This is a genomic window from Frankia sp. AiPs1, assembly GCF_023716945.1.
Taxonomy (GTDB): domain Bacteria; phylum Actinomycetota; class Actinomycetes; order Frankiales; family Frankiaceae; genus Frankia.
This window is the reverse complement of sequence record NZ_JAMQQF010000231.1, coordinates 1-8,764: the sequence shown is the minus strand read 5'-3', so window position 1 is coordinate 8,764 and position 8,764 is coordinate 1. Positions and strand designations below refer to the sequence as shown.

General features: G+C 73.0%; 3 protein-coding genes. All 3 read right to left on the bottom strand.

Annotated elements, in window-relative coordinates; genetic code table 11:
* Positions 1 to 1,508: condensation domain-containing protein (locus tag ND748_RS18775; protein ID WP_251747257.1), on the bottom strand; the 1,508-nt coding region annotated here is incomplete at its 3' end.
* A gap of 125 nt (positions 1,509 to 1,633) precedes the next feature.
* On the bottom strand, positions 1,634 to 2,665 hold the full coding sequence (locus ND748_RS18770; protein ID WP_251747255.1) for an ABC transporter substrate-binding protein: 1,032 nt from the start codon (positions 2,663 to 2,665) through the stop codon (positions 1,634 to 1,636).
* 393 nt (positions 2,666 to 3,058) lie between these two features.
* A partial coding sequence (locus ND748_RS18765; RefSeq protein WP_285902345.1) for a non-ribosomal peptide synthetase occupies positions 3,059 to 8,764 on the bottom strand: 5,706 nt, incomplete at its 5' end.

Sequence of the window (8,764 nt, the reverse complement as noted above, 5' to 3'; positions counted from 1 at the left end):
ACACCCCCACACACCACCGCCACCTCACCACCACCAGCAGCCACCACCCCATCCCACACACCCAACACCGACGAAAACGGAACCAAATGCTCCGGCACCACGTTCTCGGCGGCGTTCTTCGCCGCGAACCGCGGCGGTCCGGCGACGGCGAGCCGGGCGACCGGCAGCACATCGGGGGCTTCCACCATCGCCGCGAACACCTCGCCGAGCAGCTCGCCCACCTCGCGGGCGCGGTGGGGGGCGAGGAGCCCGGGATGGTGCTCGAGCTCCAGCCGCAGCTCGGCACCGGGGTCGGCGACCAACGTGAGGGGGTAGTGGGTCGCGTCCTCGGTCCGCGCCGCGGTGATCTCGACGCCGAGGGCCGCTCGGACCCGGTCGATCGCGGCGTTGTCGACCGGATACGACTCGACCACCACCAGGGTGTCGAACAGCGCCCCGAGCCCGGCCAACGCCTGGACCTCGGCGAGCCCGAGATGATGGTGTTCCAGTGTCTCGCTCTGGGTCCGGTGCAGCCGTCCCAGCAGGGCGGCGACGGTCTCCGCCGGGTCCACCGTGACCCGGACGGGGACGGTGTTGATGAACAGGCCGACCATCGACTCCACCCCGGCGATCTCCGGCGGGCGACCCGAGACCGTCGCGCCGAACACCACGTCGCCGCGCCCGACGAACCGGCTCAGCGTGATCGCCCAGGCCGCCTGAACGACAGTGCTGAGCGTGACGCCGTGCTCGCGCGCCAGGGCCCGCAGGCGCCGCTGGACGTCCACGGCGAGGGGGACCGGGATATGGTCCGGCGCGGCCACCGTGCCGTCCCCGCCCTGCGCCCCGGCGCCGACCTCGCCCCCGGCAGGGGGAGTGAGCGAGGCGGCGGCGGGAGTGGGCGGGGCGGTGACGGCCAGCAGCGTCGGCTCGGTCAGCCCGTCGAGGACCCGGCGCCAGACCGCGAGGGACTCGTCGCGGTTCCTGGCCGCAAGCCACGTCAGGTAGTCCCGGTAGGGCCGGGGCCGTGGGGCCGGCACCCCGGCGTAGAGGGAGAACAGATCCCTGAGCAGCAGGGGCGACGACCAGCCGTCCAGCAGGATGTGGTGGCTGGTGATCACCAGCCGGTGTGCCCGCGGCCCCGTCCGGATGAGCAGGAAGCGGATCAGCGGCGGCGCGTCCATGACGAACGGCCGGGCCCGCTCGGCCGCCGCCAGTTCCCGCACCCCGGCGCCGGAGCCGCCGGCACCGGCCTCAGCTTCGGCTTCGGCTTCGGCCCAGGGCACGTCGACCTGGCGCAGCACCACCTGCACCGCTCCGGTGGGGACGACGACGAACGCCGTCCGCAGGTTGGCATGCCTGTCCACGAGGGCCTGCGCGGCGGTCCGCAGCCGCGCACGATCCAGCGCTCCTTCTAGCTCGAGGATCGTCTGGACGGTGTACGCGGCGTCGCTGTCCGCCATCGCGTGGAAGAACAGACCTTCCTGCAAAGGCGCGAGGGGAAGGACCTCCTCGATGTTGGAACGGTTCACGGGTACGCCATCTCTCCTCGAACGCGTGGAGCGGGCTCCAGTCGAACGCAGTCATGCAGGCATTCAGGCATGCGGGCGGCCAGGTGGCCGAGCGACCAAGGGGCCGAGCGACCAGGCGGCCGGGCCTACCGCAGCGCATCCCCGATCTGGGGCACCAGGCTCTTGACGGCGTAGGGGATGCTCAGCACCGAGGCGAACGAGAGCGCGAGCCCGGTGTTGTTGTCCGGGAAGACCGCCCTGTTCTCCGTGACGGCCGCCATCCGCGCGATCTGCGGGTACTCGGCGAGCGTCTTCGCCTTCGGCAGACCCTGCTGACTCAGGACGATGACCACGTCGGCGTCCGCGTCGGCCATCCGTTCCGCGGACAGACTCACGAAAGCCTCCTCCGTGCCCAGGCTCTTCACATACTGCGACGATGTGAGCCCGAGTGCCGTCACGACCTGCGTGCGAGTGTCCGCCGACGAGTAGACGGCGACCTCTCCCTCCCAGGCCAGCAGAATGGTGACGGTGCGACCGGCGAACGTGGGGTTGTCCGCCGCCGCCTTCTTGAGGAGTTCCTGGGTCTTGGCGACCAGCGCCGCTCCGTCGGTCTTACGGCCGACCGCGGTGGAGATGACGTCCGTGGACTGCTGCCACGGCACGGAGTTCGGGTCGCGGTCCGGCGGCAGGCCGACCGTCGGCGCGAACGCGGTCAGCGACTTGTACTCGTCCTTGTCACCCCGGGACTGCACGTCCAGGATCAGATCCGGATGCAGGCGGCCGACCTGTTCGTAGTCGAACGGCGGGCTGAAGAACTCCGGCGTGACGTTGCCCAGCTTCGACTCCGCCCAGACGCCGACGCCGCGCTTCATCTCCTCGGTGAACTGGAACACTCCGATCGGCACGATGCCCAGGGCGAGCAGGACATCGTGATCGGTGCGGCCGAGCGAGAGGACCCGGGTCGGCGCCTTCGGAATGGTCACCGTGCCGAACGTGTCCCTGATGGTGACCGGAAAGGCTCCCGCGGCCGTTCCGGCCGTTCCGGCCGTGCCGGGCGCGGCCGGACCCTTGGTATCCCCGCCGCAGGCGCTCAGCAAAGCGGTGGAACCCAGAGCGGCGCCGAAGAACAGGATGTCGCGGCGACTCCGTGGGCGTCCACCAGTCACGGGGATGTGCATGCGTTCGTCCTCGTCTCGTGGCAGTCGTCAGGAGCTGCCAACAACTAGGAGTAGCTAAGGAGAGCCGATCTCTTTGCCGCTTGACGGGGGAGCCGACCGTCGGGCTCACGGCCCGTCGTCGAATGCCACGGCCCCTTCGACTCGCCCGCCACTAAGGTGAGCCTAACCCGTCGACCTACAGTTTCGCAACTTTGGCGACGGATATCCGGGCCATTCTTGGCGCGACCCAAAAAAAAAGGGGCGCGCAAAATCGCCGAATCGGCCTGGCCGTGTTCGGAGGAGGGTGCCGACAGAGAATCGTCGCCGACGGCGGCGCACGGTTACGGAAAAGCCGTCCGGGGCCGGTCGACAGACTGTCGGGACACTGGCGTTGGGCGTCCGGAGCTGGCCTGCTCACTGGATCCGCCACCGTTCCTCGAAGGCGTCCAGGGTGCTCTGGTCGAGGGCGACCAGGGGCATGTCCGACGGGGTGTGCCCGCTGCCGGTGCCGCCGGTGCCCCCGGAAACGTGCTCGGCGAGGGCGGCCAGCGCGGCGCCCCACGCCGCGGCGAGGGCGTCGACCTCGCCGTCGTCGAACAGCTCCGCGGGGTAGGACCAGGAGGATCGCAGGACGGGGCCGGCGTCGGTGTCCTGCGTGAGCGCGGTGACCGTCAGGCAGGCGGCGGCCGGGGCCGACCCGTCGGAGAAGCCGGCGAGATCGGCGAAGCCGGCCGCCGGCGACCACGGGCCCCGATCGGCCTTGTCGCCGGACCGGCCCAGGTAGTTGAAGATGATCTGTGGCGCCGAGGACCCGCCCAGCTCGGTGCCGGCCGCCGGGTTCAGGTACCGGAGCAGCCCGTAGCCCAGGCCATGGTCGGCCATCGCCCGCCGGTTCTCCTTGACCGACTTGACCAGCCGGCCCACCGAGGCGCCACCCGCGAGGGCGTCGTCGAGATCGACGTCGGTCAGGTCCAGCCGGACGGGGTACAGGGTCGTGAACCAGCCGACCGTCTGGGACAGCTCGGCGCCGGGCACGGCATCCTCCTCCCGCCCGTGGCCCTCGAGCGCGACACGCAGGTGGGAGGCGTGGCGAGCGCGGTCGCGGCCCCAGCTCGCGACGGCGAGGCCCAGAGCCGCGAGCAGGACGTCGTCCACTCCGGTGAAGAACGCCTCCGGGACGTCGGTGAGCAGGGGGCGGGTCGTCCCGGGCGGCAGCTGCGCGCGGGCGGTGCGCAGCGTCGAGTTCAGGTCGCGGCTCGGGTCCAGGTGCCGCGCGCCCAGCGGGGCCTCGTCGCCGCCGGCCATCTCCTGCCACATCGACAGCTCGGCGACCCGGGCCGGCAGGAGCGCCGCGTCGGCCAGGCCGAGCGCCCAGTGCCGGAACGGCGTCCCGACCGGCGTGTCGTCGGGTGCGAGCCCGGCCCGCACGCGCCGCAGGGCGTCGGCGAGATCGGGCCCGAGGATCCGCCAGGACACCTCGTCGACGGCGAGGTGGTGCGCGACCACCGCGATCAGGCCACCCGCCGGCCCGCCGTCGAACCAGACCACCTGGAGCAGCAGGCCCGCCGTCGGGTCCAGCCGGTCCGCCGCCGCGGCCGTCTCGGCGCGGACGACCGCAGCGCTCGACGGCGCATCCGGGCCGTCGTCGAGCACGACGCGGCGCACGACCGGTCGTTCCGGCTCGGCGAAGGGCGGGACGACCATGGCCCAGCCGTCCGCGTCCGGGGTGACGACGGCGCGCAGGATGTCGTGCCGACGCAGCAGCGTGCCGACCGCCGCCTCGAGCGCGGCAAGGTCGATCTCGGCCGGCGCCACCAGCACCGCCGTCTGGGCGAACCGGGACCGCAGGCCGTCGCGTTCGAGGACCGCGCGCATGATCGGGGTGAGGGGCACCGGTCCCGTCGCCGCGTGGGTGGCGACGGGCGGTCCCGCGGGTTCGGCGGCCGCCTTGGCGTCGGCGGCCGCGGCGATCTCGGCGATGGTGCGGTGCGTGAACACGTCGCCGGGGGTGATCCGCAGCCCGGCCGCGCGGGCCCGGGCGACGAGCTGGATCGAAACGATGCTGTCCCCGCCGAGGGCGAAGAAGGAGTCGTCGGGGCCCACCTCGGCCACCGCCAGCAGGTCCGCGACGAGCCCGGCGAGCGTCTGCTCCGTCGCCGAGCCCGCGGTCCGGCCGGTGCCCCGCAGCTGCGGGGCCGGCAGGGCGCGCCGGTCGACCTTGCCCGCGGGCGTCAGCGGGATGGCGTCCAGCCGCTGGATGATCGTCGGCACCATGTGGTCGGGCAGCCGGCCGCCCAGCCATCGGCGCAGGTCCTCGACGTCCAGCTCCGCGCCGGACACACCTGGCAGACCGGGCACGCCGGGCACACCTGACGCACCGGGCACACCTGACGCACCGGGCACGCCGGTGACGTAGCCGACGAGATGCGCGGCGCCGCCGGCGTTGCGGTGCACCGTGACCACCGCCTGCCGCACGTGGTCGTGCTCGCCGAGCGCGGCCTCGATCTCCTGGAGCTCGACCCGCATCCCCCGGATCTTGACCTGGTGATCGGCCCGCCCGACGAACTCCAGCGTGCCGGCGGCCGTCCAGCGGGCGAGGTCGCCGGTGCGGTAGAGCCGGGCCCCGGGCGTCCACGGGTCGGCGACGAACCGGGCCGCGGTCTGGCGCGGATCGCCGACGTAGCCGCGGCCGAGCGGGAGGCCGCCCGCGTACAGCTCGCCCTGCACCCCCACCGGCGCCGGGTTCAGCGCCTCGTCGAGCACGTACAGGCGGGTGTTCGGATTGGGCCGGCCGATGCTGATGCCGAAGCGTTCGGCGTCGTCGCGGTAGATGTCGTGGCTGACGCCGATGGTGGCCTCCGCCGGGCCGTACCCGTGGTACATCACCGCGTTGAGCGTCGCGCGGAAGCGGCCGAACAGCTCGGGAGTGAGGGCCTCGCCGCCGCACCAGACGTGGCGCAGCGTGCCGACGGCGCCGTGGATGCCGGGCAGCTGCAGCAGCATGTCCAGCATCGAGGCGACCAGGTAGGTGAAGGTGACCCGGTGCCGGGTGATCAGTTCGAGCAGGTAGTCGACGTCCCGCTCGCCGCCCGGTCTGGCGATCACCAGGGTGGCACCGGTCACCAGCGGCAGGAAGATCTCGTTGACCGAGATGTCGAAGCCGAGCGGGGCCTTGAACAGCACGGCGTCGCCGGGGCCGAAGCCCAGCAGCCCGCGCTGCCACAGCAGGCGGGCGGCGATCGCCTGATGGCCGATCATCGCCCCCTTCGGGGTGCCGGTCGAACCCGAGGTGTAGATGACGTACGCGAGGCCGTCCGGGTGCAGGGGCGCGACCGGGACGGGTGCCGGCGCGGCGGGGATGTCCCCGGCGAGCAGGACGGGCACGTCGAGCTCGTCGGGCAGCCCGGTTCCGGTGGCGCTGACCACGGCGCGCAGCCGGGCCGTGCGGTGGATGTCGGCGATCCGGCGGGCGGGCCAGCCGGGTTCCAGCGGCACGAAGGCCGCGCCGATCCGCTGGATGCCGAGCAGCGTCGCGACCAGGTCGGCGCAGCGGTCGAGGTGCGCGCCGACGACGTCCTCGGTGGTGACGCCGAGGGCGAGCAGCCCGACGGCGACGGCGTCGGCCCTGCGGTCGAGGTCCGCGTAGCTCAGCCGGGCGTCGCCGTCGACGATGGCGAGCGCGTCCGGGGTGCGGGCCGTCTGCTCGGCGAACAGCGCGGGCACCGTCGTGGCGGCCACCGGGGTGGCGGTGTCGGTCCACTCGACGAGCAGGCGGTTCCGCTCGTCGGGGTGGAGCACATCCAGCGCGGACAGCCGGGTCCCGGCGGCGGTGGCGAGGATCCGCATCGTGTGGACCAGCCGCGTGGCGAAACCCTCGATCGTGGCCCGGTCGAACAGGTCGGCGTCGTACTCCACGCAGCCGTCGTAGGTGCCGTCCGGCCGCGGCGTGAAGTCGAACGCGAGGTCGAACTTCGCCCCGCCGGTCGTGTCGCCGCCGGTGCCGCCGCCGGTGTCGCCGCCGTCGGTCAGGGCGGAGACGTCGATCCCGGTGAGCCCGGCGGCCGCGGTCCCGGCCTCCCGGAAGTCGACCATCGTCTGGAACAGGGGGTGCCGTCGCGCGGCCCGTTCCGGCTTGACCGCCTCCACGACCCGGTCGAACGGCGCGTCGGCATGCGCGTAGGCGTCCAACGCCGTCTCCCGCACGTCGAGCAGCAGCTCGCGCAGCGTCGGGTCGCCGTCCAGCCGGGTGCGCAGCACCACGGTGTTGACGAAGAAGCCGACCAGATCGTGCAGCGCCTCGTCGCCGCGGCCCGCGGACAGCGCGCCCAGCGGGATGTCCCGGCCGGCGCCGAGCTTGTGGAGCAGGACCGCCACGGCGGCGCACACGGTCATGAACTCCGTCGTGCCCGTGTCACGGCCGAGGTCGCGCAGGCCCTGGACGACGGCGGCGGGAACCGGGAAAGACACCTCCCCGCCGCGTGGCGGCGATCCGGCGCGGCGAGGACGGTCGACGGGCAGGGGGATCTCCTCGGGCAGCTGCGCGAGAGTCCGCGTCCAGTACCGCAGCTGGTCGGCGAGGACGCTGCCGGGGTCGTCGGGATCACCAAGCAGTTCCTGCTGCCAGAGGGTGTAGTCGGCGTACTGGACGGGCAGCGGCCGCCACGCCGGCGCGGCGCCGGCCGACCGGGCCGCGTACGCGGTCGCCAGATCGGTGAGCAGCGGGTCGGTCGACCACTCGTCCCCGGCGATGTGATGCACCACCAGTCCGAGCACGTGGTCGTCGGCCGCGAGGCGGAACAGATGCACGCGCAGCGGCGGCTGCGTCCCCAGGTCGAACGGCCGACCGACGGCCTCGGCGACCAGGGCGGGCAGCTCGCCCTCGCCGGTCTCGACGAGGGTGACCGCCGCGCGGCACTCGGTCAGGATCTGCTGGTAGGGCGTGCCGCCGTCGTCGGGGAAGACGGTGCGCAGGGACTCGTGCCGGGTGACGACGTCGTCGAACGCGGCGGTGAGGGCGGCGACGTCGAGGTCACCGCGCAGCCGGGCGACGAAGGGGACGTTGTAGGTGCTCGACGGGCCTTCGAGCCGGTCGAGGAACCACAGCCGGCGCTGGGCGGCGGACAGTGCCAGCCGCTCAGGCCGAGGCCGGGGGCCGAGCGGAATCCGCGCCGAGGAGGGTCGCTCGGCGTCGAGGACCGTCGCGAGGCCGGCCACGGTGGGAGTATCGAAGACGGCACGGACGGGGGTCTCCGCGCCGGTCTCGGTCCGAATCCGGGCGATGAGGCGGGCGGCGAGCAGGGAATGCCCGCCCAGGGCGAAGAACGAGTCGTCGAGACCGACGTCGTCGACACCGAGCAGCTCCCCGAACAGCCCCGCGAGCAGACGTTCGGTCGGCGTCGCCGGGGCCCGCCCGGCGATGGCGCCGCCGGTGAACGTCGGCGCGGGCAGGGCCCGCCGGTCCAGCTTGCCGTTCGGCGAGACCGGAAACGCCTCCAACACGACCACGGCCGCAGGCACCAGATAGTCCGGCAACACCATCGCCGCCGCGGCCCGAAGCTGCTCGGCGTCGAGCGACCCACCCCGATCCTCTGCGGAGGCGTCCCCACGATCCACCACGCGAGCGCCACCCCGGTCGGAGTCGATCGTGGTGGCGTGGTCGGCGGTGACGTAGCCGACCAGGCGAGTGACCCCGCGGTCGGTGCGGGCGACCACCACTGCCTGGCTCACCCCGGGCAGGCCGCTGAGCACTGCCTCGACCTCACCGGGTTCGACCCGATAGCCGCGAATCTTCACCTGCTCATCCGCGCGACCGAGGAACTCCAGGGTGCCGTCGTACTTCCACCGCACCAGATCTCCGGTCCGGTACAGCCGCTCGCCATCCCCGAACGGGCTCGCCACAAACCGCGACGCCGTCTCCCCCGACCGACCCGCATAACCACGGGCCACCCCGACACCGCCGACGTACAGTTCTCCGGCCACCCCGACCGGCACCGGCAGAAGCGCACCGTCCAACGCGTAGGTCCGCAGCCCCGCGACCGCCCGACCGATATGCGGCCCTGAACCACTTTCCACGGACGTCCACGTCGCGTCCACCGTGCACTCCGTCGGACCATAGAAATT

What these genes read in the sequence shown, in the direction of transcription:
- ND748_RS18770 (WP_251747255.1), bottom strand. Translation starts at nt 2,665, where the DNA reads ATGCACATCCCCGTGACTGGTGGACGCCCACGGAGTCGCCGCGACATC.